At 61.4% G+C, this 26,965-nt stretch carries 21 protein-coding genes; 16 read left to right on the forward strand and 5 right to left on the reverse strand.

From position 1 onward, the window contains the following. The first annotated feature begins 311 nt into the window (after positions 1-311). Genes BMI01S_RS29585 through BMI01S_RS29600 form a run of 4 tightly spaced genes read left to right on the forward strand, consistent with a single transcriptional unit; the run spans position 312 to position 4,971 of the window. The gene (locus tag BMI01S_RS29585) at positions 312-1,082 is read left to right on the forward strand and encodes a glycosyltransferase family 2 protein (RefSeq protein ID WP_244145431.1); all 771 of its coding nucleotides are present in this window, start codon (positions 312-314) and stop codon (positions 1,080-1,082) included. Beyond that, on the forward strand, positions 1,079-2,041 hold the full coding sequence (locus BMI01S_RS29590; RefSeq protein ID WP_028232234.1) for a UDP-glucose 4-epimerase family protein: 963 nt from the start codon (positions 1,079-1,081) through the stop codon (positions 2,039-2,041). The genes BMI01S_RS29585 and BMI01S_RS29590 overlap by 4 nt, the downstream gene beginning before the upstream one ends. 18 nt (positions 2,042-2,059) lie before the next feature. Next, a complete protein-coding gene (locus tag BMI01S_RS29595; RefSeq protein WP_028232235.1) occupies positions 2,060-3,088 on the forward strand; it encodes an MraY family glycosyltransferase in 1,029 nt (342 codons plus the stop codon). Continuing rightward, entirely contained in the window at positions 3,088-4,971 is a 1,884-nt protein-coding gene (locus tag BMI01S_RS29600) for a polysaccharide biosynthesis protein (RefSeq protein WP_028232236.1), read from the forward strand. Before BMI01S_RS29595 ends, BMI01S_RS29600 begins: the two co-directional genes overlap by 1 nt. A 64-nt stretch (positions 4,972-5,035) precedes the next feature. Here BMI01S_RS29600 and galE read toward each other — a convergent pair whose 3' ends face one another. Together galE and BMI01S_RS29610 are read right to left on the reverse strand one after the other, a co-directional pair. Further along, positions 5,036-6,076 carry a UDP-glucose 4-epimerase GalE gene (gene galE / locus BMI01S_RS29605; RefSeq protein ID WP_028232237.1) on the reverse strand — a complete coding sequence of 347 codons (1,041 nt, stop codon included), beginning with the start codon at positions 6,074-6,076 and terminating at the stop codon, positions 5,036-5,038. A 32-nt stretch (positions 6,077-6,108) separates the two neighbouring features. Further along, positions 6,109-7,227, reverse strand: coding sequence for a glycosyltransferase family 4 protein (locus BMI01S_RS29610; protein WP_028232238.1), 1,119 nt, complete (start codon positions 7,225-7,227; stop codon positions 6,109-6,111). A gap of 253 nt (positions 7,228-7,480) precedes the next feature. Here BMI01S_RS29610 and BMI01S_RS29615 point away from each other — a divergent pair, with 253 nt between their 5' ends. The 7 genes from BMI01S_RS29615 to BMI01S_RS29655 all read left to right on the forward strand — a co-directional run bounded on the left by BMI01S_RS29615 (position 7,481) and on the right by BMI01S_RS29655 (position 16,467). After that, positions 7,481-7,852: a CidA/LrgA family protein gene (locus tag BMI01S_RS29615; protein ID WP_028232239.1), complete on the forward strand. Its 372-nt coding sequence runs from the start codon at positions 7,481-7,483 to the stop codon at positions 7,850-7,852. Then, positions 7,849-8,592, forward strand: a complete 744-nt coding sequence (locus BMI01S_RS29620) for an LrgB family protein (protein WP_244145432.1) — start codon at positions 7,849-7,851, stop codon at positions 8,590-8,592. Before BMI01S_RS29615 ends, BMI01S_RS29620 begins: the two co-directional genes overlap by 4 nt. 152 nt (positions 8,593-8,744) lie before the next feature. After that, the gene (locus tag BMI01S_RS29625; protein WP_051381518.1) at positions 8,745-10,133 is read left to right on the forward strand and encodes an RNA-guided endonuclease InsQ/TnpB family protein; all 1,389 of its coding nucleotides are present in this window, start codon (positions 8,745-8,747) and stop codon (positions 10,131-10,133) included. A gap of 2,195 nt (positions 10,134-12,328) precedes the next feature. Next, positions 12,329-13,339, forward strand: a complete 1,011-nt coding sequence (locus BMI01S_RS29635) for a PRTRC system protein D (RefSeq protein WP_028232240.1) — start codon at positions 12,329-12,331, stop codon at positions 13,337-13,339. After that, entirely contained in the window at positions 13,336-13,671 is a 336-nt protein-coding gene (locus BMI01S_RS29640) for a hypothetical protein (RefSeq protein WP_028232241.1), read from the forward strand. The genes BMI01S_RS29635 and BMI01S_RS29640 overlap by 4 nt, the downstream gene beginning before the upstream one ends. Positions 13,672-16,066: 2,395 nt before the next feature. Continuing rightward, on the forward strand, positions 16,067-16,219 hold the full coding sequence (locus BMI01S_RS42100; RefSeq protein ID WP_167334440.1) for a hypothetical protein: 153 nt from the start codon (positions 16,067-16,069) through the stop codon (positions 16,217-16,219). Beyond that, a complete protein-coding gene (locus BMI01S_RS29655; protein ID WP_036046309.1) occupies positions 16,216-16,467 on the forward strand; it encodes a hypothetical protein in 252 nt (83 codons plus the stop codon). Before BMI01S_RS42100 ends, BMI01S_RS29655 begins: the two co-directional genes overlap by 4 nt. A gap of 1,238 nt (positions 16,468-17,705) precedes the next feature. Here the strand turns inward: BMI01S_RS29655 and BMI01S_RS29665 are convergent. Genes BMI01S_RS29665 through BMI01S_RS29675 form a run of 3 tightly spaced genes read right to left on the reverse strand, consistent with a single transcriptional unit; the run spans position 17,706 to position 20,125 of the window. Beyond that, positions 17,706-18,509 carry a hypothetical protein gene (locus BMI01S_RS29665; protein WP_028232245.1) on the reverse strand — a complete coding sequence of 268 codons (804 nt, stop codon included), beginning with the start codon at positions 18,507-18,509 and terminating at the stop codon, positions 17,706-17,708. 55 nt (positions 18,510-18,564) lie between these two features. Further along, on the reverse strand, positions 18,565-19,173 hold the full coding sequence (locus BMI01S_RS29670) for a hypothetical protein (protein WP_255217829.1): 609 nt from the start codon (positions 19,171-19,173) through the stop codon (positions 18,565-18,567). Then, complete coding sequence (locus tag BMI01S_RS29675; RefSeq protein ID WP_244145433.1) at positions 19,076-20,125, reverse strand: integrase domain-containing protein; 1,050 nt, start codon at positions 20,123-20,125, stop codon at positions 19,076-19,078. Before BMI01S_RS29675 ends, BMI01S_RS29670 begins: the two co-directional genes overlap by 98 nt. A gap of 2,252 nt (positions 20,126-22,377) precedes the next feature. On the opposite strand from BMI01S_RS29675, the gene BMI01S_RS29680 reads away from it, so the two are divergent. The 5 genes from BMI01S_RS29680 to BMI01S_RS29700 all read left to right on the forward strand — a co-directional run bounded on the left by BMI01S_RS29680 (position 22,378) and on the right by BMI01S_RS29700 (position 26,914). Beyond that, positions 22,378-23,610, forward strand: coding sequence for a hypothetical protein (locus BMI01S_RS29680; protein ID WP_028232247.1), 1,233 nt, complete (start codon positions 22,378-22,380; stop codon positions 23,608-23,610). 16 nt (positions 23,611-23,626) lie between these two features. Then, complete coding sequence (locus BMI01S_RS29685) at positions 23,627-24,859, forward strand: hypothetical protein (RefSeq protein ID WP_028232248.1); 1,233 nt, start codon at positions 23,627-23,629, stop codon at positions 24,857-24,859. 196 nt (positions 24,860-25,055) lie between these two features. Next, positions 25,056-25,499, forward strand: a complete 444-nt coding sequence (locus BMI01S_RS43290; protein ID WP_244145434.1) for a hypothetical protein — start codon at positions 25,056-25,058, stop codon at positions 25,497-25,499. A 3-nt stretch (positions 25,500-25,502) separates the two neighbouring features. Further along, positions 25,503-26,189, forward strand: a complete 687-nt coding sequence (locus tag BMI01S_RS29695) for a C39 family peptidase (protein ID WP_028232250.1) — start codon at positions 25,503-25,505, stop codon at positions 26,187-26,189. Between the two features lie 8 nt (positions 26,190-26,197). Beyond that, on the forward strand, positions 26,198-26,914 hold the full coding sequence (locus tag BMI01S_RS29700; protein ID WP_154671378.1) for a hypothetical protein: 717 nt from the start codon (positions 26,198-26,200) through the stop codon (positions 26,912-26,914). The last annotated feature ends 51 nt before the right edge of the window (positions 26,915-26,965 follow it).

The raw sequence follows: 26,965 nt of genomic DNA on the forward strand, positions 1-26,965 counted from the left end.
CCACGTCGTGCCGCTGCAGCTGCTCGCGTATCACACGGCCTGCGCGCGCGGCACCGATGTCGACAAGCCGCGCAATCTCGCGAAGTCGGTGACGGTGGAATAAGCTGTTCGGTCTGCTTTCTCAGTTGCCATACAGGGACATACTGTGATCGCTCCTCATCGAGGGTGGCAAAATAGAGTCCGATGTCTTCAGTCAATCCATCACTATCGGCTGTTCCGGGCTGGAGCGCCATCGGACGACAATGAACGCTGTCCCACGCGGTAACCCCTTCGAAATATCTGCATCGGTGGTCGTATTTCGACCCGATCGGATGCTACTGGCACGTACGCTGGCCAGTCTCGCGGCCGCCATAGATGCGTTTGCGATGCGTACAGAGAGCGGGGCGTTCCACCTTTACTTGATAGATAACGGCGGCCTGCCCGATATACGGGAAAGTCTCGAAGCGCTCGCGCGCGCCGGAGTCCACCACACGTTGATCGCCGGGCACGGGAACATCGGTTACGGACGCGGACACAATCTCGCGATCACGCAGCCTCTAGGTCGCTATCACCTGATCCTCAACCCCGATATCGATATTCATCCGGACGCGCTCGCGAAGGCGATCGAATTCATGGAGGCACATCCCGACGCGGGGTTGCTGAGCCCCGCGATATTCGATGATGATGGTGAGATGCAGTTCCTCTGTCGCCAGTATCCGACCCTGATCGACCTGTTGGTGCGCGGCTTCCTGCCCACATCGATGCGGCGCCTGTTCGCGCGCCGCCTCGCGCGCTATGAAATGCGCGCCAGGATAAACGGCCGCGACACAGTCTGGGACCCGCCGATCGTGAGCGGCTGTTTCATGCTGTTCAGATCGGACGTGCTGAAAAGGCTCAGCGGTTTTGACCCTCGTTATTTTCTGTATTTTGAGGACTACGACCTGAGTCTGAGGACGCATGACGTGGCACGCGTTGCTTACGTGCCATCGGTGCGCGTGCTGCACCACGGCGGCGGCGCTTCGCGAAAGGGATTTGCACACATTCGCATGTTTGTGACATCGGCTTTCAAGTTCTTCAATCGTTTTGGATGGAAGTGGCTGTGAGCAGCATCCTTGTCACCGGCGCCAACGGTTTTATCGGCCGCTCGGTGTGTCGCACCCTAGCGGCCAACAACCATGACGTAACAGCACTCGTACGGCGTGCCGGTACGTCTGCCGGTGCACAGTGCGAGTGGAGCCATGGCGGGGCAGACTTCGCTGGCCTCGGCGAGGCATGGCCGCGCGAGCTCATACCCGATTGCGTTGTGCACCTCGCGGCGCGCGTGCACGTAATGAACGACACCGCGGCGGATCCGCTCGCCGCTTTTCGCGCGACAAACGTCGAAGGCACCTTGCGGGTGGCGCACGCCGCCCGTGAACGCGGCGCGCGGCGCATGGTGTTTGTGAGCAGCGTGAAGGCGGCCGCCGAATTCGACGGTGGCGCACCGCTCTCCGAATCCATGCCGGCGGCCCCTGATGACGCGTATGGCATCTCGAAACTGCAGGCGGAGGAGGCGCTCTGGCAATATGGCGAACGCAGTGGTCTCGAAATCGTGATTGTGCGGCCGCCGCTCGTTTATGGGCCGGAGGTCGGCGCGAATTTTCTTCAGATGATGAATGCCCTGTGGCGGCGCCTGCCGTTACCGCTTGGGGCGGTGGATGCGCGCCGTAGCCTGGTCTACGTAGGAAATCTCGCGGACGCGCTAATGCACTGCGCTACCGACCCGCGTGCCGCGAATGGCTGCTTCTACGTTCGTGACGATCAAGACCTGTCGGTAGCCGGACTGCTGCGCGTACTAGGACGCCATCTGGACCGCCCCGCGCGGCTCCTGGCGGTACCGCCATCGCTGCTGCGCGCGGCGGGCGCGCTGACGGGGCGCGGTGCGCAACTGGATCGGCTGACGAAGAGCCTGAGAGTCGACGATTCGCATATTCGCGAGACGCTCCGATGGAGCGCTCCTTATACCCTGGACGACGGACTTGCCGCGACGGCGCACTGGTATCGCTCTACGCATGGAATCTAACTGAGAGTACTGAATCAGATGTTACGCGCACCGATATCGATATCCCTATGCGCCGCGACCACCGCAGTTATTTGTGCCGCGTTGTGCGCGGCGGTGCTTGGAGTTCTGCTGAAGACTGGTCTTGCGTGGCGCCTTGCTACGGATATCCCGAACGAGCGTTCGCTTCACAAGCGCCCGACGCCGCGCGTGGGCGGCTGGGGCACGATGCCTGTCATCGTACTCGCGGTTTTGGTTCTAGCCCCATCGCTATGGCTGATCGCTGCTGGAGTTGCGTTTCTGGCTGCGGTTTCGCAGATCGATGACCGCCGCGGCTTGCCCGCGCGCGTGCGCTTTGCGGCTCATCTCGTCGCGGTACTGACGCTGATCATTGTCTATCCGGCCCCGGTTCCCTGGTGGATCCTCACTGGGTTGGCATTCTTGATGTTGTGGCTGGTCAATCTTTACAATTTCATGGATGGATCGGACGGCCTGGCAGGCGGCATGGCGATGTTCGGCTTCGGCGCGTACGCCATTGCCGCGCTGATTGGGCCGGCGCAGACGCACGAGCTGAGCTGGGCGTGCGCTGCGGTTGCCGGGGCGGCGGGGGGATTTTTGCTCTTCAATTTCCATCCGGCGAAAATCTTTCTTGGCGATGCCGGATCGATCCCGATGGGCTTCCTCGCCGGCGCGTTTGGCTACTGGGGCTGGCGCAGCGGCGCGTGGCCAATCTGGTTTCCGGCGCTGGTGTTCTCGCCCTTTATTGGCGATGCCTCCGTTACCCTCATTCGTCGGCTCCTGCGCGGCGAAAAGTTTTGGCAAGCGCATCGCGAACACTACTATCAACGCATGGTTCGCCTCGGGACCGGTCATGCAGCAACGGCGCTGTCGTGGTATCTGGTCATGTTTGCGGGCATAATGCTTGCTCTTTTCGGCTTGTCATTGTCCACCGGACTGCAGTGGGGGATTGTTGCAGGTTGGGCTGTGATACTTGTTCTGATGGGCGCGGCAGTCGATATGCGCTGGCGCCGTTTTGAGTCCCTCACCAAAAAAACCAAGGTCGAACGCTGATGCTCCGCAATAAGGCCTCGTGGCTATCGTTCAGCGCCTTCTTATTTGATGTTGGCGCGGTTGTCGCCGCATGGCTGACAGCCTATCTTTTACGTTTCAATGCGTCAGTTCCGACGGAATTCTGGCACGGCGCCGTCGCCAACCTCATGTGGGTCTTGCCCATCTACGCTGTCATGTTCCGCATCTTCGGCCTGTACCGCGGAATGTGGGTCTTCGCGAGCCTGCCTGATCTTCTGCGCATTTCGAAGGCGATCGTCTCTGCCGCGCTAATCACGATGGTGGCCTCGCTCATGTTGCAGCCGTCACCGATCGTTCCGCGTTCAGTGCTGATCGTTTCACCGCTTTTGCTGTTTTTCATGATGGGCGGCGCGCGCGCACTCTATCGCACGACCAAGGAATTCTATCTCTACGGTGGTCTCGTCGCGCAGGGCAAGCCCGTCATCGTTGTAGGCGCGGGTGGGGCCGGCGCGAGTCTCGCGCGTGAGCTGTCGCGCTCGGCGGAATGGCGCCTCGTGGGTCTGCTCGATGACGATCCGGCAAAGCAGGGACGCGAGATCTACGGATACAAGGTGCTGGGGCCCATCGGCGACATCGAACACTGGGCCACCACGCTGCGCTGCGAGTTCGCCATCATCGCCATTCCTTCAGCATCGGCAGAAGTGCAACGGCATGTCGCCTCGCGGTGTCTGCGCGCGGGCGTGAAGGCGCTGATGCTGCCTGTATTGAGAGAGCTGACGCCGGGCCAAGGCTTTCTTTCACAGGTCCGCAACATTGATCTCGAAGACCTGCTTGGCCGCGATGCCGTCAACATCGATACGCCACACGTCGAGGCGCTCCTTGGCGGGCGTGTGGTCATGGTGACCGGGGCAGGCGGCTCGATCGGTTCGGAACTCTGCCGCCAGATTCTGCGGTTCGCGCCCGCGCAACTCGTTGCCCTCGATCTGTCCGAATACGCTATGTACCGGCTTACGGAAGAAGTCCGTGAGCGTTTCCCTGAGCTTTCGCTGGTGCCCATCATTGGCGACGCGAAGGACGCGCTGCTGCTCGACCAGGTAATGGCGCGCTACACACCCCACATTGTGTTCCACGCTGCCGCATACAAGCACGTACCGCTGATGGAGGAACTCAACGCGTGGCAGGCGATTCGTAATAACGTGCTCGGCACATATCGCGTGGCGCGTGCGGCGATCAAGCACCAAGTCCGTCATTTTGTGCTCATTTCGACGGACAAGGCGGTCAACCCGACGAACGTGATGGGCGCAAGCAAGCGTCTCGCGGAGATGGCCTGTCAGGCGATGCAACAGACGAGTGAGCGCACCCAGTTCGAGACGGTGCGTTTCGGCAACGTGCTGGGTAGCGCGGGAAGCGTGATTCCCAAGTTCCAGCAGCAGATTGCGAGGGGCGGCCCGGTCACGGTCACGCATCCGGAGATCACTCGCTTTTTTATGACGATTCCCGAGGCGTCACAGCTCGTGCTGCAGGCCTCAAGCATGGGACACGGCGGCGAGATTTTCATACTCGACATGGGCAAACCGGTCAAGATTGTCGATCTCGCGCGCGATCTGATTCGTCTCTACGGTTTCAGCGATGAGCATATCCGCATCGCCTTTACTGGATTGCGGCCCGGTGAAAAGCTGTATGAAGAACTGCTCGCCGACGATGAAACCACGACGCGTACCCCGCATCCCAAATTGCGTATCGCGCGTGCGCGTGAAGTGCCAGAGAACCTGCTCGATGAATTGCTGCCATGGCTAATGCAGCACCGCGTGCCCACAGATGATGAGGTGCGCCGGGATTTGCGCCGCTGGGTGCCCGAATATCAGCCGACGAGCGCACCGAAACTAGAGAGTGTCGGTGCAACGTCGGCACGAGCAGCCGGCTGATATCGAGGAGTGAGTGCGAGGACAGATTGTCCTCGTACTCTGCGAACGGCGTCTGGCGCCGCCGTTACTTGCCTGTCTCAAACCCCCGCGGATTCCTCTCCTGCCAGCGCCAGTGATCCACACACATGCGCTCGATCCCGAACTCCGCCTTCCACCCAATGACCTTTACCGCAGCAACCGGATTCGCATAGCACTCAGCGATGTCGCCTGGCCGACGCGCGACGATCTCAAACGGCACGGGCCTGCCCGATGCCTGTTCAAACGCCTTCACGACTTCCAGCACACTATAGCCGCGTCCAGTACCCAGATTCACGACAAAGCCTTCGCGGCGCGAGGCAAGCGCATCGAGCGCCTTGAGGTGGCCCTTCGCGAGATCGACCACATGGATATAGTCGCGCACGCCCGTACCGTCGGGAGTTGGATAATCGCCGCCGAACACGCGCAGCTTCTCGAGCTTGCCCACCGCCACTTGCGCGACATACGGCATGAGATTGTTCGGAATGCCGGCCGGGTCTTCGCCGATCAGCCCGCTTTCATGCGCGCCCACCGGATTGAAGTAGCGCAGCACCGCAATACGCCACGACGGGTCCGAGATCTCGACGTCGCGCAGAATCTGCTCGGCCATGAGCTTCGACTGGCCATACGGATTCGTCGCCGAGAGCGGAAACGTCTCGTCGATCGGCGACCGCTCGGGCATGCCATACACCGTGGCCGAAGAGCTGAACACGAACTGCTTCACGCCGTGCTGGCGCATCACGTCGAGCACCACGAGCAGTCCGTCGACGTTGTTGCGGTAATACTCGATGGGCTTCGCCACCGATTCGCCCACGGCCTTGAGCGCAGCGAAATGGATCACGCCGGTGATGCGGTGTGCCTCGAAAATGCGTGAGAGTGCGGCGGCGTCGCGCACGTCGGCTTCGTAGAACGCGACCGGCTTGCCGGTGATCTGCTCCACGCGCTTGAGCGATTCACTGCGGCTGTTCACGAGATTATCGATGGCGACCACGTCATAGCCGCCATTGAGCAACTCGACGCACGTGTGCGAGCCGATGTAGCCCGCGCCGCCGGTAACGAGAATGGTGCCTTTTGAATTCGTCGCAGTCATGCCGTGTTCGTTCCCGTGAGATCCAGACTCGATCAAAAAGTCGATCCGGTAATTTCCCGGATCAGTTCCCTGTAGCGTTGTACCACAACGCGTTCATCGAATTCTTTCTCGATTTTTTTTCGACCGCGCTCCGCCATCGCGGCGCGCGCCGCCCCGTCGAGGTCCAGCATGCGCGCGAGGCTGGCGCCGAGCGAAGCGGTGTCGCGCGCTTCGCACAGCAGGCCGTTCACGCCATCGGCGACCACTTCGCGGCAGCCGGGCACGTTGGTGGCGACGATGGGGCGGCCCATCGCACTCGCTTCCATCAGTGTGCGCGGCACGCCTTCGCGATACGAGGGCAGCACGACACAGTCTGCATCGGCGATATAGGGACGCACGTCGGCCGTCTCGCCAAGATATTCGATCACGCCTTCACGTTCCCACGCCGCGACCTCGTCGCGCGAGATGGCGCTCGGGTTGTCTACGCCTACCGGCCCGAGCAGCCTGAAGCGCGCGTGCGGATAGCGCACGCGCAGCGTGCGTGCAGCTTCGACGTACTCGCCCACGCCCTTGTCCCAGAGCAGCCGGCCGATCAGAACGAAAGCAAACGCTTCGCGCTCGGGCAGCGGCGTGAAAGGGAAGTCTTCGAGATCGACGCCTTCGCCGTGCAGCAGCCTCGCGCGCTCGGGGTGCGCCAGGAGGTTGCCTTCCTTGAAGGCGGCTTCATCGTCCCGATTGAGGAACCACACTTCGCGCGGGAAGCGGAACGCAAAGCGATACAGCCGCTTGGCAACCTGCGCGGCGCGGCTCTTCTGGATGAACACGTAGCCGAGCCCCGTCGTGACTGCCACCGAGGGCGTGCGCGCGAGCCAGGCAGCAATCGACCCGTAGATGTTCGGCTTGATCGTGTAATGGAACACGACGTCGGGCTTGAGCGCGCGATAGTGGCGATAGAGCGCGAGCAGGGTGCGCAGATCGTCGAGCGGGTTCGTGCCCTTCGAGGCGACCGGCAGTTCGACGCAGCGGCAGCCCATGGCGGCGAGCGGCTCGAAGGTACGGTCGCGCGGCGCAATCACGGTGACCTGTGCGCCGGCATCGGTCAGCGCACGCACCAGGCCCCGCCGATAGGTATAGATCGCCCAGGCGGTGTTGCAGACGAGGGCGACGCGCAGCGCACGCCGGTGTGCGGCGGACTGGGGCGCGTTAGCGGCGGCATCGGTTCGGGCGGGCGAGGAATTCACGAAAGCGGGAGCGTCGTTGGCAGGCGATGGCGGTAGCGGCCGGGGCGCACATTTTAGCCGACGGGCATCGAGATCCGCCCGAGCCGGGCGCCCTCCGCGGGAAGGATCATTCCCTGCGCTTCACGCGCCGTTGGGCTACACTGCGCGCGCGGCGCACATTCCCAGCCTCGCTCGACCCTCAGCCATGCTTCGTTCCCTAGCCGCCCTCCTGATCTTCCAGTGTCTCGGCGAGAGCGTGTCGTACGTTTTCTCGCTGCCCGTGCCCGGCCCCGTGATCGGCATGCTGCTGCTGTTCGCTTTCGCGATGATGCGGCCCGCCGCCGTGGAGGCCATCGAGCCGACCGCGCTCGAATTGTTGCGCCATCTATCGCTGCTCTTCATTCCGGCGGGCGTGGGCATCATGGTCTCCGCGCAGGCGGTGAGGGGAGAGGCGCTCGCCGTGATCGCGAGCCTCGTCGTGAGCACGACGCTCGGCATCGCCGTGACGGCGCTCGTCACGCGCGCGCTGCTGCGCCGCCAGCGCCGCGGCGCATCGGCCGGGGAGGGCACATCGTGAACACTCACCTGCCCATCACGAAGCTCGACGCGATCTGGGTCTATCTCGCCGCCACGCCGCTGCTCGGCTTGACGGTGACGCTCGTCGCCTATCTCATCGCTATCAATATCTACGCGCGCGCGAGGCACAATCCGCTCGCGAACCCGGTGCTGATCGCCGTGGCGCTCGTCGTCGCCGCGCTCAAGATCACCGATACGCCATATCGCACGTATTTCGAGGGCGCGCAGTTCGTGCACTTCCTGCTGGGCCCCGCAACGGTCGCGCTCGCATTGCCGCTGTATCGCCAGTGGGAGAAGCTCAAGCGCGGCGCGCTGCCGCTCCTCGCAGGTCTCGTTGCCGGCTCGCTCACGGCGATCGTCTCGGCAGTGGGCGTCGCGAAGCTCTTGGGCGCCTCGCATCAAACGCTTGCCTCGCTCGCGCCGAAGTCTGTCACAACGCCCATCGCGATGGCCGTCGCCCAGAAGGTAGGCGGTATTCCTTCTCTCACCGCCGTGCTCGTCATCTCGACGGGTGTGTTTGGGGCCGTGAGCGCGCGCTGGATCCTCGATCTCTTGCGTGTGCGCGAGCCTGATGTGCGTGGCTTTGCAATCGGCGTGGCGTCACATGGCATTGGCACCGCGCGTGCCTTTCAGGTGAGCGAGGAGATGGGCGCTTTTTCGGGGCTCGGCATGGGCCTGAACGGAGTATTCACCGCGTTTGTCGTTCCAGTTGTGCTGCCAGTGCTTCTACGGTGGTTGTAGGGAGCTTCAGCGGTCTGCCGGGTGAACAAGATAGCCGGCAATCCTCCTCGTTCACGGAGAGGAAGGATAGGCGGCGAACCGGAGGTTCCCGTTTGACGCCGCGGTGGCTCGTTGAGGCTTGACATAGATATGTATGGATGTACAGTACTGACATGTCTTCCTTGCTCCAGTCCGGCGTTCGTTTCCGAGCCTATCCCGATGCGGGACTGGCGTCGACGCTCGCGCGCTGGATTGGCTGTCAGCGTTCCATTTACAACGGCAAGGTGAGCGAAGATCGGCTGTTCTCGGCACAACGCCGACTCGAGATAGCCTCGGGGAACGTGCAGGTCCAAACGCCGCTCGACCAGGCCTATTCGCACTTCAAAGACCGGGTACTCACCCCCTGGCTGTACGAGGTACCAAGCCAGATTCTGCGCAACGGTGCGGTACGCTGGATGGGCGCCAAACAACGACAGCTGAAGAAGCTCGGCAAGGCACCGCGGCGCCGGACCCGCAGGGACTTCAACAGCGTCCACGTGACGGCCGAACTGTTCCGCTTCGTTCAGACCGACGCGGGAGCGGCCATCGAACTGGGCACGAAGGCCGATCCCGTCGGCACGTTGCCATTCCTGGCGCATCGTCCGTTCGCAGTGCCAAAGAGCATTGTCGTTCGCAATGTCGCGGGCCGATGGTTCGTAAGTTTCTGCTACGAGCACGCGAGCAATGTCATCCTGCGCGAGCCGCACGAACTGGCTTACGAGCTGAACGCGCTCGACGACGCGACGCTGGCCGGGATCACGCTCGGACTTGACCGCAATGTGACTGACAACTGTGTCGCGACGAGCGAGGGGGCGCAGTTTCACTTCGATCCTGTGAGCGTCGAACGCATGAGGCGCAAGGAGGTGGGAGCAAAGCGGTATCAGCGGCGCATGGTGCGCTCTCAGAAAGGCTCCGCGAACCGCCGCAAGCTAGCCGCACGGATCGCGCGCCGGCGGGACTATGCCACGCGCGTGCGCAACGACTTCGCGCATCAGCTCACGTACAGGCTCGTCCACAGCCAAGCGCGCTTCTTTGTGCTCGAGGATCTGAAGATCCGGAACATGAGCCGGCGCCCGAAGGCCGTGAAAGACGCGGGCACGGGGAAATGGCTGAAAAACGGGGCAAGCGCCAAGGCCGAACTGAACCGGAAGATCCTCGCTTCGTGCTGGGGGAGGATCGACGTGTTTCTTCGCTACAAGGCCGCGAGACAGAACAAGCTGGTCGGCAAGGTGCCGGCCCCCAATACATCGAGAGGATGTTCCCGATGCGGGCACATCCACGCAGATAGCCGGCATGGCGGGCGGTTTATCTGTGTGCGCTGCGGTTTCACACTGCATGCTGACCATAACGCGGGGATCAACATCAGGTCCCGTGGAATCAAGGCATTGCGGGACGGAGCCTTCTCTGTCGGAAAACCTCAAAAGCGCATTGCGTTTCGACGCAGGAACAGCAGAACGACCGGTGGGACGCCGGAAGTTGCCTGTGGAGCGAATGTAAGACCAGATCCACGCCTTGCGGCGTAGGTCAGGCAGTCTGCTACGAAGCAGGAATCATGCGTCGCGAGGCGCAGAAGCACCGGGCTTCAGCCCGGCGAGAGTTCACCGGCTGAGCTGGAACGGTGCTACCTTGGTCAAGCTGTCGGCTGGAGTTTGGCCTTCGGGTGAGTCCCAGCGTCATTGCAAACATTGCACACATTGACGGGCAACCTACATTCATGTTTTTAAACGAATTATGGCGTGCGGTGGGGTGTTTTCGCGCAGGCGCATGCACGGCAAAAGCCGAAATGGTGTGGGTTTTCATATAGCTTTTGACCGGATTTTGGCCCGTATTCGATGCCAACGTCGGGCCAGAGACTGCCAAAAGTTGCACAGTTCGATTTTCGACGCAAGCTCACTGTGCTCAGGGACGCCCAAGGTACGTTTCTATTGTGGCGCCGAAACGGAGGCCTAAAGGCGGATTGGGCACTTTTTCGAGTACTTTTCGCCGGAATGCCTGCCAGCCGGTGGTGTTAGGCTTGGTTTGAAAGTTCCCATACGGGCTTCGCTGAAAGAGCGTATCGCGTGCTGCGCCTGCCCCTAACTTAAGGTTACCAAGCTTCCATGAACACGGATCCGAAGGACACTTTCAAACCGGTATCAAACAGGGTAGCCGCCCGAGAGGCTCATAGAGATATGCGCGCTAGCGGCGCTTCGCACTATGAGCTGGGCTCCTTTTACAAAGACATGCTCACGAGGCGGCTATGGTCGTCGCAAAGTGATCTAGCGAAATCTCTGGGCGTTTCCGAGTCGACCGTTTCAAGAGTGATTGCTCTGACGCGCATTCCGACAGAAGTCGTTGAGGCAATGGGCGGGGCACGGCACATCAGCTTTCGTATCGGTGGGCTGTTGCTGAATGCTATCGATAGGATTGGCACAGCCATGTTCGTCTCGCGAGTGCGTGAGGCCGTAGGCATGGGTTACGCGGCAGTAGACGACATTCTCGAGTTTGCAATTTTTGACCGGATTCCAAAAGTCACGCCAACCACGGCACGGGTCCGCTTGGCACGCGACAAAAGGTCCTTACGAGTAGAGATTCCAGACCTGGACGAATTGCTACCCCACCTTGCAACGTTGGAGACGTGTTTTTTGACTGCCCTCGACATGGCGAGTAGGAGATTGACGCACGAGAGGATTATGGCGGGTCATAGTGCGCGGAGCCGGCTCAGAGCGGCCCCGTCCAGCCCCGACGGTCGAACGGAAAACACTACGCCGCCCCGTAAAGGTCTGGGCCGTAGATAGTGTCAGCAGCTTGGCCGGTCGACCGGGGTGTCGGTGGTTATTCCATCGTGGTCGTCGCCCCTTCCTGATGATTGTCGGCGGATCATCGTCGGGTTGGCTGGTCCGTTTGTCGATGGCCGTGCGACGGCGGTACTACTGGCTTGCGGTCCTCAGCCGAAAGCTCCAAACGCAGATGGGCACATTAGCTGGGCGGCCAGTGATGAAATGTGCCGGTCTGCGGGGGGAGTGCCGATAGTGCCCCGAACGGTCGGAGCTTGATTTCGGAGTGAACGCTGTCAGCAGGAACAGCCCTCTGTCTGGAATCAACGCTCATCACGAGCGACGCACCAACGGGCCCCTTTCGCGGTTGCCAGTCGCGCGTGTGGCTGATGTCAACTGAGCCGCGCCCGGTGCTTGCAGGCAATCTGGAATTATTCCCGAGGCCCAGGAGTTGCGCGGCGTTCGGTACGGCCCGAAAAAGCATTCGCTAGCCGGGGCCGCGCGCCTGCGCGGTTGATTGGCGGGAGGGGCGACTGGTGGGTGTGGCGGCCGACGATATCGGAGACTCGCTCGCAGTTTCGCAGTTTCCACGCTGCTGCACGGGCGGACTCGCGTCTCGCGAGATGGCTCCCGCCCGTTTTTTCGATGGCTCCGGTTATTGACCGCCACGGATGCAGTTGAGCGTGTGGTTATCCCGGAAGTTCGAGGCTGGATGCTGGAGACGGCAGCAAACGGCCAGAGTGACTGAAAGACCCCCCATTCCCGTGAGCATTCGCCGACTTCCCCTCCCGTCGTGCTCGATAGACTGAATGCAGCAGATTCGGAGTCACTCGTCGATCGCCACGCATCACGAAGCAGGCGCGGCCGCAAGTCCGAGTTTCGTGGGAAAACGAAGCGAACCAAGGCGCTCATCTCCGACTTCTTGCTCAACCTGGCTAAATCCACGCTAAAGGGCCCCTAACTTGAAAACTCCCGTTTTCGCCGTTGATGTCGGCTACGGCAACACGAAGTATGCATACCGCACTGCCAGTGGCTCTGTCGCCACTGGCATATTTCCCTCGCTCGCTCCGCTGGCCGCAAGCCGCACGCTTTCGGCTTACAGCGAGCGTGTCTTCTCCGCGCGCAAGGTCGCGAAGATCACGGTCGAGGACATCGAATACGAAGTTGGCCCGGATGTACCGATCACGGCGGCATACGGCAGAACAGGTCGCGCGCTCACAGACGACTATGTATCGACAGACAACTATGCTGCGTTGCTCTTTGGCGCAGTCCATTTCGCCGGAGTTACCCACATTGAGCGTCTTGTCCTAGGTCTGTCAGTTCACAATATGGAAAGGTATTCGGCGGAATTGAAGCAGCAATTCGTCGGCGAATTCGATTTTGGCCATGGCCGCGTCGTGGTCGAGAAGGTTGTGGTGATCCCGCAGCCTCTGGGTTCGCTCGTGCTTGCGGCTAGCGCCCGTGGCGGCGACTTTGGACGCGACGATTCGCACTTACTTGTCGACGTGGGCTATTACACGACGGACTGGATTTACGCGAACGGCTTCAAGATGGACGAAAACCGCAGTGGTGGCATTCCTGGTGGTGCATCACAAGTTTGCCAGCGGATCGCGAAGCTCATTTCACGCGACGAAGGCGAACAAGTCGACGACATCGAGCGTATCGACAAGGCGCTGCGCGAGAGGGCGCCGTTTTACTTCTATGGCAGAAAAATCGATCTCGCGCCGTATGTCGAGCGCGCCGCTCCCGTCATGGCCGGCGTTGCGATCGAAATGCAAAACGACGTCGGCCGCTTGCACGACATACGCTCGATCATTCTTTCGGGCGGCGGTGCAGCGCTCTACGGCCCGGCGATCCGTCGGGCGTTCCCGCGCGCCTTTATCGAGCGGATTGACTCGCCCTGCCTGGCAAACGCGCGCGGATTCCTCATCGTTGGCGAAGCTGGACTCGCGCGTGAACGGGGTGCGGCATGAGCGACAAATACGAGATGGCGGTCACGATCAACCCTCTTGTCTCGCCACTGCTCTACGATCGTTTGAGCCGCTGCGCCACGGCTCGCGAACGCGCAATGGTAATCAGGTCGCTGGCCGAGGCGGCGCTTCTTGGCGAGTCAACGCAGCACGCGCGGTCACCATACCTTCAATCCGTAACTCCGGTACCGGCGCGCCCCGCAATGTCGGCGTTACCAGCGACCAAAGAGGTCGCGAGCGAAGGTTTCCAGATTCTGAGCGTAGGCGATACGGCGAACCTTGCGCCGAAGTTCAGCGAAGAACTGCTCAGACAGTTGGCGGGTTACCTCGACTAGCCAGGCGAACCTGGCTATCCCGACAGCCTGCGAGACTGAACTCAGTCCCCCCGGCGGGCCCGTGCCGCAGCCCGCCGGATCAGCGACATTAGCGGATCGACGATACCGCTCGACGAACCGCAATGGCCGCGGCGAGTCGCTGCGATAAGAAAGCGGTGTTGGTTGCGGTTGGCCCACCCTGTTACGTTCCCCGCCTATGACAGGATTGCCTGCAAACGTTGGACGAGTGGGAAAGCGGCTTTCTCCTCCCATGAAAGCCGGGTCGGCACGACCGGCACCCTTTTGATGAGGGGGAGGTGCGGAATCGTCGGCAGGCTGCGCGGCCAATGGCGGCGACGCCGCAACGTAGTTGATTCATGACGTGTTCCCTCGAGCATTGCTTGACGAAGCCGGATGGCGACAACGCCGACTGACTTTGGCGGAATATCGAGGGACTTGTCCTCGAAAGATCAATAAAAACTGCACCATTCCGCCTTTTTCCCTGCAGGCGCCTGCACGAGAGCCAAGGGCGCAAGCCTGCCCTACCGCAGCAGTATCCACAATGGCTTCCTTTTGCACGGAAGGAAAAGCGATGGGAGGTAACGACTGCAAGCTGACAGCGCCGTTGACTCGCTCTCGAGCAGAACGCGGTGGCTAGGAGGCGATGCCCGGCGCGGCTTGGCAACGAGTTTGATTAGGTCGACCGGCAGGACAGTCATCGAGCTCACGAACGCGGATGGCCCCGGAATCACCGAAACCCGACCTGAAACCCCCATGCGAGTGCCAGCCAGTCTCGGAGCAGTTCAAGCACGTCGTACGGGACTTCGATGTGGCTGACTTGTCTGCGCCGTTCGGCGGCACCGGTGGAGCGTCGCCATCAGATCACGAATGTCGCGGCTGGAGCGGGGAATTCACCCGGTGGCAGTAGGCGCAAGGCCCGTCATTACGCCAACAGATTGTCCGCTGCCCCGATTGGCGCATTTGGTGTCGGGCATTCGACGGTCAAACGAAGCTTGGTCTACGTGCTTTCGTTGGCTAACGCGCGCGTGGCGGCCGTGGTAACCTTTCGGCGTCATCTCAAAGGACGGAGAATAACCATGGGCTGGAGTTTTGGAGTACTCGGCGTCTCTCTCGCCTTATGCGTTTTGGGTCTGGTTATGAACCGCAATGGTCGCAAAGCCGATCGAGAGCGTCGAGGGCATTGATCACTGTAGCGCAGTGGAGCGCCGGCTCAAGCCGTCACGGCGACGTAGCAGACGATTCGGCGTCGAGCCGTCTCTGCGTGGCGACCCCCGGCTCCGGCTGGCAGGCGGCCACGCCGCTGCCCATAGGCGTTGTCGTGCGCTTCCGTAACCCGTCCGTCAGGCCTCGGAGGAACAGTGCTACCAGGAGGATACCTGGCACGATGTCCGTTGCGTCCGTGGTCGGTGCGATCGGATTCTGGAATTTCATGAAAATCCGGACCGGGCAGAAGACGCTTAGCGAAGCGTACGGCTACTGGCTGTGCTAGTCTCTTGCGCGAGTATCCTTTTCATGACCGGAGACTAAGAATGGGCTTCAGTTTTGGAGTACTCGCAGTTGCGATCGCGCTGAGCGCGTTCGCAATGGTCTTGGACCGCAATGGTCGCAAAGCCGACCGCGAGCGTCGTCGACGTTCGCGTTAGCCATTCACTGTAGCGCCGACTGCGGTCGGCATAATCAAGGGCTGCACCTCACGTGAGGTACAGCCCTTTTATTTTCGATCGCAAACATGCAATCCATGCTTGAAATCGATCTTCTGGTCGCGTTCTCGCATTCACGGCTGCGCCATTCGATACCTTGGGCAGGACGGTCGGACGGTTGACGAGCATCCGCGGGACAGGGCGACGACTTTGAACCCTTCGAACAACCGAACTCAAACCGGAGTGGGTCGCATCCTCCATCGCAGATTCGGCTGCCACGCCCAATCGACGTCTTCTCAACCGATTCATTTAGTTATCCTGATAACAGCCCCTTGGTGAGCTTGAACACTTGACTTTGCTAGTTTCGGGAAATACTGGACTGGCGAACGTCTTCCGAACGAGGCGCTCGCTAACCCGTTAATCAGGAGAGTTGAAATGACGTTAGATGAAACGCCACGATGTCGGCCCAGCCACGGTCTCGTACGTGCCGAACGCGAAGAGATACATGCGCATTGTGCGCGGATTCCTCCACGAGCAATGCACCCGCAAACACGCCATAGGCGAATCCGCATGGAATGAGATGACTCGGAGGCGGGCGGTATGCCATCGATGCGCTCAGCGCGAAGCTCGCGGGCTTCTTTGACTGACGTGCCGCGTGATTGACTTTGCTCGCCACTGCGAACATGAACCAACGTCACCGGCGCAGTGGCTCTCGAGCTTGCGCCAGTGGAAATCCGAAGAAAAGGAGAAACGAAATGGAATATCAGCTTCTGAACGCCATCCTTCACGGCCAGCGTCTAGACGAGCCGCTGACATGGGTGTACATCGCCGCGTGCGTTGCCGTGGGCATCGCCGGCTGGAAGTTCGGCGCCGTCATCGACTGGTATCAGAATCGCGGGAGCAAATGATGGACGGTCTTCAAAAGGCGTGGGCCGCCTTCCTTGGGTGGCACTGGCTCGCGCGCCGCGCCGCGATTGCGGCAGCGTGCTACGCGGGCTGGTTGTTCACGATTTTCCTATACTCTCAGGGGCTCAAGAGCCTGGCGCTCGACCTCTCGTACGTGTTCACGATCGGATTCGTCTGGGCGATTGGCGGCTGGTACGTGATTCTCGGCGCGCTGCGCATGTTCCTCTGGTGGACGCGAATTTCGCGCTAACTGGTACGGCGGATTAAAGGGATGGCGGGTCGCACGGTTGTAGTGGGATCCGCCGTCCTTTCCAACGCCGAAGCGGTTCATCAGATGTTGCTCCGAGAAACCCCGTCCTTCAGAGGCTGTCGCGAAAGCCCATTGCCGATAAAATCCGGTAACGCAAACAGCACCATTCCGGCTCTACCCGTGCAGGCGCCTGCACGAGAGACGACGGGGCCAATGGCTGGTCGCAAGGTATGCCTGCGCATCAAGACGTCCAACCTCCCGTTCCAGCGGTCCATCACGGCTTTGGTCTCGCATGGCTGTCACCGCGTGCCGTCCATGCTCCGTTGCCCCGACTGGATCCCCAAGGCTTCAGCACCAGCAAAGGCGTTCATGCACAACGCTTGCTCAAAATCTCATCATCAGGATTCCACATAATTTGATGGGCGGGTCTCAAGGGCGAGAACTTGACTTTGCGAATTTGAGCAAATACTGGATTGGCGAACGTCCTGCAGGAAGAGGCGAGCGCTAACCCAGTTGATCAGGAGAGTCGAAATGAAGTCCGATGAAACGCCTCAGTGCCGGCGCAGGCATCTCGCGTGCGCCGAATGCGAATGCAGATTCGAGTTGCCTGCGCGTGGATCACAGGAAGCGCGATGCGCGCGCAAACACTCGATTGCCGAGTCTACCCAAAAGGACGAGACGGACGAGCTAGCGCGTCGTTTGCATTGCGCTCGTTGCTTGACGGGACATTTTGTCGAAACGGACAACGCGATAGCTTCCTATGTCCGTGCGAGACTCAGGATGATGGCGACTGACGTTTTCTCGGTATCCCGCCACACTGCTGACCTTGCCGCACGCGCGTTGCGGGATCGTTTCCTTTCGGATACGGATGCCATGTTGAAGCGAATCCTTGATCTTGCGGCGCTACGGTATCTGAGAGACGGTTCGACGACCATCACGCAAGAGGACGTCACAGTGGCGTTGCGCCTTGTCATGCACGATGGCCAATTGTGCATGAGACGCCGGAGCGACGGTGGTTGCGATCCGGGCCAGCCCAAAGGATCGCGCTTAGACATCTGCCCGAAGCCGTAGGGCAATGAGGAGGTTTTCGGGGGCATCTCCAGCTCGGCCGCCAAACAAGAATGGGTCGCCCTCGGCGCGCGGAATTTGAGCGATGGTGCGGCTCGGCGGACACTGGATGGACAGATCCGCCGAGCCGCGGTACAGCGGCGTCGTTAATCCGCGTTGCGTTGAAAGCCTTACTCAAGCGCTGTCGCTTTCGTCCGTTTGCGGTTCCCTGCTGGCGCGAATTCGGCGCGCCACTCGTCCGGCGAAATGGATGGTAGTCCCAGTGCCCCGGCTACGCGCTTGAACGTATCAGCCGCGTCCAGCAGGTCGCGTTGTGCGATCACCTTGTGGGCGAGTCCATGCATTATTTTCTCAGGGGCACCGTTGAGCCGCGCCGTAGTCAATTCGGTCTCGAAATCTACTGCGCGATTCACGATGGCAGCGATTGGCATCCGGAATTGCTGGGCCTTCCCAAACGATGGTGATACCGGAAGCGTCGCCTCAGGCGATAGCGTGATCTCCGCTTCGCGCGCATGTTCGACGACGATGGGATAGATGTCCTCGATGGCGACGTTCGCTGGGGCGTCGGTAAAGAGAATCCGGATGCAAGGGGAAGCCACCCCCGCCGCGCGTATTTCCGCAAGCGTTTCTACGGCGGTCTGCTGTGACGCGGTGCCCGGAGACGTCGACACGATAATCGTTTTGAGTTCGGTAAGAACGGGTCGCCTTGCCTGAATAAATGCAATCATGGCTTTCCGGTCTTCCGTCGACACGTCGATGATCCCCCCGCGCCGGGAAGTCATCAAGGTGCAGTAATGGTCCTGAAGCGCATTTTCGCTGTCCGCTGGACCCGTGTTTCTCGCGGGCTCGGTAGGCGTAGCGGTCAGGCCCGGATTCAGGAGCAAGCCTCCGGTCTGTGCGTGAAGGATTTGCGCTGCCGAAGTTTGCGCGGCACTGCTCGTGCTTTGGAAGTGAGCCACAATCAGATGAGTCATTGTCGTTCCTGTGAAGGTTGGTAATGCAGATCAATTGCGTAACGAACATTGATCCTTACGCGACGAAATTGTCGTCGCGAGTGGAACTCTGCGCGCACGCTTCGCGCTTGGCCCGGCGTCTGCGGCTGCGGGCGAGCCGTGAGGACTCGAGCGGCTGGTAGGTTCTCAGGCGGAATGCGTCCCACTGGCGGTTCTCGACGGGACGACGAATGCGCGGGATAACGATGGTGCGCAGGACCTTGCCGCTGTAGCCTGCGTGCAGGCACACAAGGAGCACGGCACTCAGCGCGACAAGCGCGTCATCGACATGGCAGTCCCGGTGGTCGAGATGACTCGCGTAGGCGCGAAGTGTGTCCTCGGTAATATCGAGGATGGAAGCGGGCAACCCCGAGCGTGATCGCAGGAAGTCTTCAAACTGTAGCCATAGCGGTATGAGCGTTTTGACGGCCTTGTCGCTGCTGTATCGGTCAAGCGCTATGCGCGCCTGCGCGGTAAGTGGAGATTCCAGCACGTTTCTTGCTCCTTTGTAGACGTCTGGTTGATATTTAAGTAAGAAGTAGTGCAGATTAATTCGCTCTGTGACTGGGCCTTTTACCTCCTTGCTTGTTTTGAAATCGGCGACCGGGCGCCGGCCTTCGTCGCCTGGTGGCAGATCTGTCGCCATCGAATCGGACCTCCGGGTGGCCGACTGAGGACACCGGAGAGTTCTTCGTCGGCTTGCGGGGAACGAAGTCACTCGGCAACTGAATTTTTTCGGGAAACCGGTGGCGGATCTGCCAGCAGTAAACCTCGAGGATCATCTTCACGCGCGACGGTCCGTGCCCAAGGCGGTCCGAGAGCTGGGTCAGTACCTCGACAGGCGGTACGCCGCGATCGAGCGCCGCGTTGGCGAAGTCCACTGCGTAAGTGAATCTCAGACTGTGACTCGCGAGCTCGCGACGCATTGGCAATTGCTCAAAGCGGGACTTCAGCCGGGACTTGGCGCTTTTCAGATCGTCATTGCAGCCGGTCACCAGCTCAAAATCGCGATTGCGGCAGAACTCGAGCGCTGCAGTGATTGCGTCGAGCGTTTCATCAACATGGTCCGCAAGTACTTCGGTACGACGCGGACGCCCGTTCTTCGCGCCGCGTTCGACAGGCAGGCGTCGCTCGCCCTGCAGGATCAGGTCCCGCCAGGTTTGCAGCGACTTGCCGCACATAAGTGCCTCGCGCATGCGAAGCCCGAGCCAACGCATCAGACGAATTACGTGCACGACGTCGTTGTCGAACGCCTGTGCGGCAGCGAGCAGTTCACTGAACTCCTGCGGCGTACGCGCACGATGTCTGCCGTGACGGTCCCGTCGCTCAAGCTGGAGATCGCGGCTTCGGGTTGAGCGGGACATATCCTGTCCGGCTGTGCCCTGTATCACCGAGAGCGACGCTCGATAGTTGGCGAGCGTGCCCGGCTTCATCGCCCCGGCAACCAGGAACCAGACGAAGAATTCGAGCATCCAGTCTTCGGCTTCGTCCACCGCTTCCAGCGTGTGCCCGATGCGCACGGCGAAGCGCGAGAACTCGCTCCAATGCAGTCGGCGGTGTTTCTGTGAGTCCTTGCTCCCGCCTGCTTCGCGGCTCATCTGTGCGGCGTGGTTGACGCCTCTTGATCTTCGTCCCATACGGTTCGTTCGGCTCCTTTCCTGGGGCTGGTTGATCCGCCTGTATGTCATCCTCATGCGCGGGCGGGACGCGAATGAGGGCACCCTGTTGCCATCGGTTGGATGGCGACGTGTTCCCGGAGGACACGTGATCGAGCGGGACCAACGAGGGTGCGACGTTGGCCTGCGGTGATTCGGAAGTACAAGAAGACGGGCAGAGGCGGTTTAGCTGAGGGTCCCCGGTTGGCACCGGTGGAAAGGTCTGCGCGCTTGGAAGTGAGAGCCCGGGGCGGGAGGAACATGGCGCGCCGCGTGGCGGCGCATTCGATGTTCAACCGCATTCGCGTGCATGCAGCACGTGGGCGATGGCGGCTCGCGCGAAGGCGAGCACGATGTGGGCGGATTGTCGTGTGCGAACTTCACACTCGAAATCGCGCTGGAGGGCGTTTGAAAGGGTGATGTGCGCCAGAGCGGCGCGTCGCAGACCGAAACGATCGATGGGCTCGAACGGCTCGAGCGTTTCAAAGTCGCAAAGGAAGGCCTTCGCTTGTCCGCAGGCGGACTATCGAGGCATGCTGGTGATTCCTGTTACACCGGGAACCAACTCATGCCTGGGGTAGGGAGCAGGATAGTGAGGGCGATCAGTGAGTCGCCCAGGAGCATCATTGCGCAAGCCCGTTGTGTGGCCGGAGGGCTGTGAAGCCTTCCTTCGTCTACGCGATCAAGATGTATTGCTCGCGTTTCGACGCGACGTTTTTGAAAGGTGTCGCAGCGCCGTCAGTGGCTAGGCCGCCGATGGCAGTTCGAGGTGCGAGGGAGACAAACCGCGCATTCGCATGGCGCCAATGCCCTAGAAGCAAGTGGCGCGATCAATGACGGTGGGACGCACAAGTCGTGCGCGGATCCAGTACGACCATCGACGACGTCTACCGGACAACATCCGACACGATGCGCGAGAAAATCCGCCCAGGCGGGCTCTGCGGCGCGGTCCATTGAATTATGTCGGTCCAGCCGGAAAAGGCTAGAGCGGCATCTTAAAGAATTTTGGGCGAAAGCACCCCTAGACCCCCGCTAGGGAGTTTGATGGTCGATGCTCGTAACGTGAGCGGGCGGTCCGGAGATTAAATATCAATTGTATGAGGGAAGTCAAGCGCTTGCTTTCGCGAGTGGAGCAACCGCAGCTCAGCACGGTGTAAAGGTCCATACCGCCGTGCATGGACCAGTCCGAAACAAGCCGGGCAACAATGAAGCGGTTGCCCGGCAAAGCCGACATCCTCCAATTGGACCACATTGGGCAGCGGTGCCGGCAAGTCTCGCCGTCCGGTCGACGAGGAGGGCGCCGGCCCGGCAATCTCGTGCTGATCTGCCATGAAGGCTCTACCCCGTTGAATTCGAATGCTCCAGACGCGACGCCCCTATCGGGAGGGCGACCCGCACCTGTCCCATGGCCGTCGTCGACGGAAGCCTGACGCGAGGCGCGAAGTGTGCTGCGGCACCAGTGCATTCAAAGAGAGGGGGCGCGAAGCAGTTTGGCGTCTGTAGTGGTGTCACCCACCTTCATTCAGTCATTCAAGCAGCGGCACAACTGAACCTTCAGTACTTCATTTCGCGCATTGAGGAAGCCCTCAAGCCGGGATGTTCTGAAATGTACGCAATCGAACGGAAACGGATGACATTTTCGTTAAAATGCGCCGACGCAAAATGCATATCTCATGGGTATTAAAAATCCGTAGAATATTAAATTGCAACCGACGGGAATCCGATAATAAACATCAGGGGACACGTGGAAGATACGTTTTCCCAAATATTCAGAGGGCTCGTTCCGGCTCGACAGCAATGGCTGAAAATAGCGGGACGCAGCCCCGGCAAGGCTTTCGCGCCGGCAAGTTGAATATGTTATTGAACGAACCGACACCGAACCGAAAATAGGGTGGATCAAAACAGATACGTTTTCCGGATACGCTAATCAGCATTAAAAAAACGACGTATCGATCTGAATTTAAAGGTCTTTGCTGTTTTCGCTGTCCGCTGAAACAGGTGCAATGCCCGTTTCAATGTTGCATTAGAGAAACATAAGACGCCGGTGAAAACGCTTTCACGAAGCAACACCCGCCAACGGCAGTCCATTTCCCTTTGTAATTCAATGACTTGCACGAGTGGCATTACCTATGCGTCTGGGGCCCGCGGATTGGTGCACTTTGCCAACCCATCCCCCGGCTCAACAGGAGGTTCCTATGCGCAAGACAATACTGGCGTCCGCTGCGGTCCTCGCATTCGGCTTCAGCGGTTACGCAATGGCAAATCCATGCAGTGCTACCGACAATTCCTGCGACCAGAAGTCGACAAGCGGTGCCAACTCGCTGACCAGCAGTGCGGCGTCGACACAGTCCTCAACCTATGGCAGTAACGCCAACGAAATCGCCTCTGGCGCATCCGTCTGGCAGAACAGCAACAACAGCACGAAGGTTGTCGCATTGAGCAAGCTCGATGGCGTGGTCACGGGTGTCAGTGTCTATGGCATTGGCAACACGGCCATTAACGCGGGCAGCGCAGCAGGTGGCACCGGCGGCAAGGGCGGTAACGGCTATGGCGGCGCTGGCTATGGCGGCGACGGCGGCAATGGCGGCAGAGGCGGCAGCGGTGGCAACGGCGGCAGTGCGCACAATGGCAGCGCGACGTCTGGCTACGCGAGCAACGGCAGTGCAACGGCTGGCGACGGCTATGCGGGCAACGGCGGCAAGGGTGGCAGCGCGCACGCCGGCGGAACGCAAGGCGGCAACGGCACCGGCACTGGCGGCTGGGCTGGAGCCGGTAGCCTCGCGGCTGGCGGCTTGTCTGCCAGTCATGGCGGCAATGCTAGCGGCAGTGGCGGCGGCGGCGGCAGCGGTGGAGACGGCGGCAACGGCGGTGGCGCTCATGCGAGCCACTGGTCAACTGCAACCTCGACATCGCCTGGCGGCGCGGGCGGGGCTGGCGCAGCAGGTGGCTCAGGCGCTGGCACCGGTGGCGCATCCACCGCTACTGGCGGCGCGGGCACGACCGGCGCGAGCACGGCCACGGCCGGCGTTGGCACTGGCACCGGCGGTGCTGGCGGCGCGGCGACGGCGTCGGCGGGTGCAGGCGGTGCAGGCGGCACGGGCACCGGCGGCAGCGCGACGAACGGCGGCGCAGCCACCGTGGCCAGCAACGGCAGCGCAACCGCGGGCGTTGGAGCGGCAGGTGCGGCTGGCGGAGCGGGCGGTGCAGGCGGTGTGGGCAATGGTGGCGTTGGCAACGGAGCGGCCGGTGGTGCCGGCGGCGCTGGCGGAACCAACACTGTTAACGCAGGCACCTTCGACATGGCGAATACGATGACGGGTGCGGCCCAGTCCGCAGCAGGCATCGTGGTCATGAACCAGAACAGCGGTATGGCTTCCCTTGTGCAGCAGGCAGTCACTGTGCAGGCGAACCTGACCGTTGGCCACTAGCCAGCAGGAGGCTCTCATGCGTAGAAGTCTGATGGCGACGGCCGCGGCGCTGGCTCTTGGGGTGAGCGGGTACGCGATGGCGAACCCGTGCAGCGACAGTTCATCGTCCTGCGACCAGAAGTCCACGTCCGGTGCGAACACGCTGAACAGTACCGCAACGTCGAGCCAGACCGCAACCTATGGTGACAACGCCAACGAGATCGCGTCGTACGCCAACCTGAAGCAGGACTCCTTCAACTCCACGAAGGCCGTGGCGCTGAGCAAGCTGGACGGCTCGGTGACGAGACTGGGAGTCGGAGGGATCGGCAACCAGGCCGTGAACTGGGGCAGCGCCTCGGGTGGCAATGCCGGCAGCGGCGGCAAGGGCTATGGCGGCGCGGGCAGCGGCGGCGACGGCGGCAACAGCGGTGCTAGTGGCAGCGGCGGCAATGGCGGTACCGCGATGAACGGTAGCGGCAAGTCCGGTAATGGCACAAATGGCAGCGCGACGGCCGGTGACGGATATGGCGGCAAGGGCGGCAACGGCGGCAGCGCAAGTGCTGGCGGCACCCAGGGCGGAAACGGCTCTGGGCGCGGCGGTAGCGCAGGTGCTGTTGGTGTCGCGCTGGGCGGTTTTTCGGCAGGCGCGGGCGGCCGCGCCCGGGGCAACGGCGGCCGTGGTGGTTCCGGCGGAGACGGCGGAGACGGCGGTGGTGCCTGGTCGAGCAAATCGTCGAGCGCGACAGCTTCTTCGGCGGGTGGTGCAGGCGGCGCGGGCGGTGCAGGCGGTTCGGGCACCGGCACGGGCGGCGCCTCCACTGCCTCGGGCGGAGCAGCCACAACTGGCGCGACTGCGGCAACAGGCGGAGCGGGCAGCGGTACCGGCGGCAACGGCGGTGCGGCGACGGCGACGGCTGGTGCTGGCGGCGCCGGTGGCGCGGGCCATGGCGCGAACGCCAGCAACGGCAGCTCGACGACGGCGGCCAGTAACGGCAGCGCAACTGCTGGCAACGGTGCAGCAGGTGCGGTTGGCGTAGCCGGTGCAGCGGGTGCCGCTGGTACCGGCGGTGTCGGCAACGGTGGCGCGGGTGGTGCTGGAGGCGCAGGTGGCACCAACTCCGTCGCTGCTGGCACGTTCGACATGAGCAACTCCATGACCGCCGCAGCGCAATCGGCAGCCGGCATCTCTGTCATGAGCCAGAACAGTGGCATGGCATCGCTGGTGCAGCAGGCCGTTACCGTGCAGGCGAACTTGACTGTCGGACACTGAGCGACAGCTGCGTTGAAGCGTGTATTCCCGGGGGGTATGTGCCGTGGGGCGTGCAGCATGGCGCTCCACGGCGTTTTCCAACGCCCGTGTGAATGGCGTTGCCGTTGCTTTCGCGGCAATACGCGAGGCGGGTTCTCAGACTTCCGGATTCTGTGTGGTCGACGTCGGCTGCACGGCCAAGGAGACGTCCATGCAAATGCAGAAGAGAGTTTCGCTGCTCGTTGTTCCTCTTGCGATTGCACTGCAGGGTTTGACCGCTTACGCGGCGGACGCTGTGCAATCATCGTCACCACCTGCGCAAGCCGATGCGATGGCCGCGAGCCCGGCAGCGCTTGCCGCTGACTCCGCGACGCCCGCAACGACGCCCGCGTCAGCTCAGCATTCGCAGAATGTGAGCTTTGGCGTTGCGATGTCGGATCAACAGCTGGATGAACGTCGCGGCGGCGATGCGCTGGTGGGTCAGAACTTCTTGAACGGCACGCTTTCGGATAACGTTGCCAACAAGGTGTCGACAGGCTCGAACACGATCAGCGACGGCTCGTTCGCGAGTTCGAGCGGCTTGCCCACCGTCATCCAGAACACCGGTGCGAACGTGCTGATCCAGAACGCCACCGTGTTGAACGTGCGTTTCGGGAACTAGGCAATGAAGCGTATTGCAGCGTATCTCGCGTTCGCTTGCGGGTTTTGTCTGCCGGCGGCACACGCGGATCCCATCGACGTGACGGATCCGTCGGGCGGGTATTACTCGCTGCACGTGACGAGCCTGAAGGAGGCCCGCTTCAAGCGGACCATCAGGCAGCAGTACGACTTCAGTTGCGGTTCGGCGGCCGTGGCAACGCTGCTGACGTATCAGTACGGCACCCCGGTGACCGAGCAGCAGGCGTTCGTCGAAATGTTCCAGAACGGCAATCAGGAGAAGATTCGCCGGGAAGGTTTTTCGCTGCTCGATATCCGAAACTTCCTGATGTCGCGCGGCTTCGAAGCCGACGGCTATGAAGTCCCGCTGGAAAAGCTCAACGAGACCAGCACACCCGCGATCGTTCTGATTATCGAACACGGCTACCACCACTTCGTGGTCGTCAAGGGCGTGCGCAACGGACGGGTGCTGATCGGCGATCCGGCCACCGGCACGCGGGCGATCTCGCGGGAGAGCTTCGAGGAAAAGTGGCAGGACCACGTAGTGTTCGTCATTCACAACAGGCATGAAATGGCGAGCTTCAATGATCCACGTGACTGGCATGTCGCGCCGGATGCGCCGCTCTATACCGGCATTCCGCATGACAGCCTGTTCAACGTGCTCATACCGAAACTCGGTCCAGGTGAATTCTGAGGATAACGATGAAATCCGGACACCTGAAACTGGCCGGCGTTGTCACGGTGTTATGTGGCAGCATGTCTTCGTTCGATACGGGCGCGGCCCTGAGCGATTCGCCGGCGATCGCGACCGGCGAGGTCATGACGATGCAGGGCGCGCCGCAAGACGCGGCCGATGCAACCCATGAGGCGAACGCGCCTGTGCAACGCATCGAAGCAACGGCGCCAGAGTACGCACCCGACGCGATGCAGGCGCATGCTCAAGAGGACGTCGCAACCCCTCCACGCGAAGCGCGCGCGGACGATGCCGATCCGGCGTGGGCGTCCGCCGATCTCGTGGCGGTGAGCGAGACCCGGCTCGACGACATGCGCGGTGGGTTCGACTTGCCCTCAGGTCTCGTGGTGTCGTTCGGCATATCGCGAGCCGCGTTCGTGAACGGCAATCTCGTCGCGCAGTCGAGCTTCAACATTCCGGATATCGCCAACATGACGACTCAGCAAGCGCAGATGCTTGCGAGTGCAAATACGGGCGCGCTGGTTCAGGTCGGCCCGCACAACTCCGTGCAACAAGGCGCGCTGCCTGGCCTGACTGGCGCGGTGATCCAGAACTCGTTGAACAACCAGCAGATACAGGCGCTGACGACGATCAATACGGGCGTGAACTCGCTTGGCGCATTCAAGGCGATGAATGTCCTTTCGACGTTGAATAGCGCGCTTGCCGGCGTGGTGCGTCCTCGCTAGCCGCGGCAGCGCATCGCATCGCATCGCATCGTAGTCGCGGCGGCGGCGGCG

The organism is Paraburkholderia mimosarum LMG 23256 = NBRC 106338 (assembly GCF_000739815.1).
Lineage (GTDB): Bacteria > Pseudomonadota > Gammaproteobacteria > Burkholderiales > Burkholderiaceae > Paraburkholderia > Paraburkholderia mimosarum.

Coding starts and splice junctions, on each gene's coding strand:
- BMI01S_RS29680 (WP_028232247.1), top strand. CDS start 22,378: ATGCGCAAGACAATACTGGCGTCCGCTGCGGTCCTCGCATTCGGCTTC.
- BMI01S_RS29700 (WP_154671378.1), top strand. CDS start 26,198: ATGAAATCCGGACACCTGAAACTGGCCGGCGTTGTCACGGTGTTATGT.
- BMI01S_RS29625 (WP_051381518.1), top strand. CDS start 8,745: ATGTCTTCCTTGCTCCAGTCCGGCGTTCGTTTCCGAGCCTATCCCGAT.
- BMI01S_RS29695 (WP_028232250.1), top strand. CDS start 25,503: ATGAAGCGTATTGCAGCGTATCTCGCGTTCGCTTGCGGGTTTTGTCTG.
- galE (WP_028232237.1), bottom strand. CDS start 6,076: ATGACTGCGACGAATTCAAAAGGCACCATTCTCGTTACCGGCGGCGCG.
- BMI01S_RS29585 (WP_244145431.1), top strand. CDS start 312: ATGCTACTGGCACGTACGCTGGCCAGTCTCGCGGCCGCCATAGATGCG.
- BMI01S_RS29640 (WP_028232241.1), top strand. CDS start 13,336: ATGAGCGACAAATACGAGATGGCGGTCACGATCAACCCTCTTGTCTCG.
- BMI01S_RS29670 (WP_255217829.1), bottom strand. CDS start 19,173: ATGGCGACAGATCTGCCACCAGGCGACGAAGGCCGGCGCCCGGTCGCC.
- BMI01S_RS29655 (WP_036046309.1), top strand. CDS start 16,216: ATGATGGACGGTCTTCAAAAGGCGTGGGCCGCCTTCCTTGGGTGGCAC.
- BMI01S_RS29675 (WP_244145433.1), bottom strand. CDS start 20,125: ATGAGCCGCGAAGCAGGCGGGAGCAAGGACTCACAGAAACACCGCCGA.
- BMI01S_RS43290 (WP_244145434.1), top strand. CDS start 25,056: ATGCAGAAGAGAGTTTCGCTGCTCGTTGTTCCTCTTGCGATTGCACTG.
- BMI01S_RS29595 (WP_028232235.1), top strand. CDS start 2,060: ATGTTACGCGCACCGATATCGATATCCCTATGCGCCGCGACCACCGCA.
- BMI01S_RS42100 (WP_167334440.1), top strand. CDS start 16,067: ATGGAATATCAGCTTCTGAACGCCATCCTTCACGGCCAGCGTCTAGAC.
- BMI01S_RS29685 (WP_028232248.1), top strand. CDS start 23,627: ATGCGTAGAAGTCTGATGGCGACGGCCGCGGCGCTGGCTCTTGGGGTG.
- BMI01S_RS29665 (WP_028232245.1), bottom strand. CDS start 18,509: ATGACTCATCTGATTGTGGCTCACTTCCAAAGCACGAGCAGTGCCGCG.
- BMI01S_RS29600 (WP_028232236.1), top strand. CDS start 3,088: ATGCTCCGCAATAAGGCCTCGTGGCTATCGTTCAGCGCCTTCTTATTT.
- BMI01S_RS29615 (WP_028232239.1), top strand. CDS start 7,481: ATGCTTCGTTCCCTAGCCGCCCTCCTGATCTTCCAGTGTCTCGGCGAG.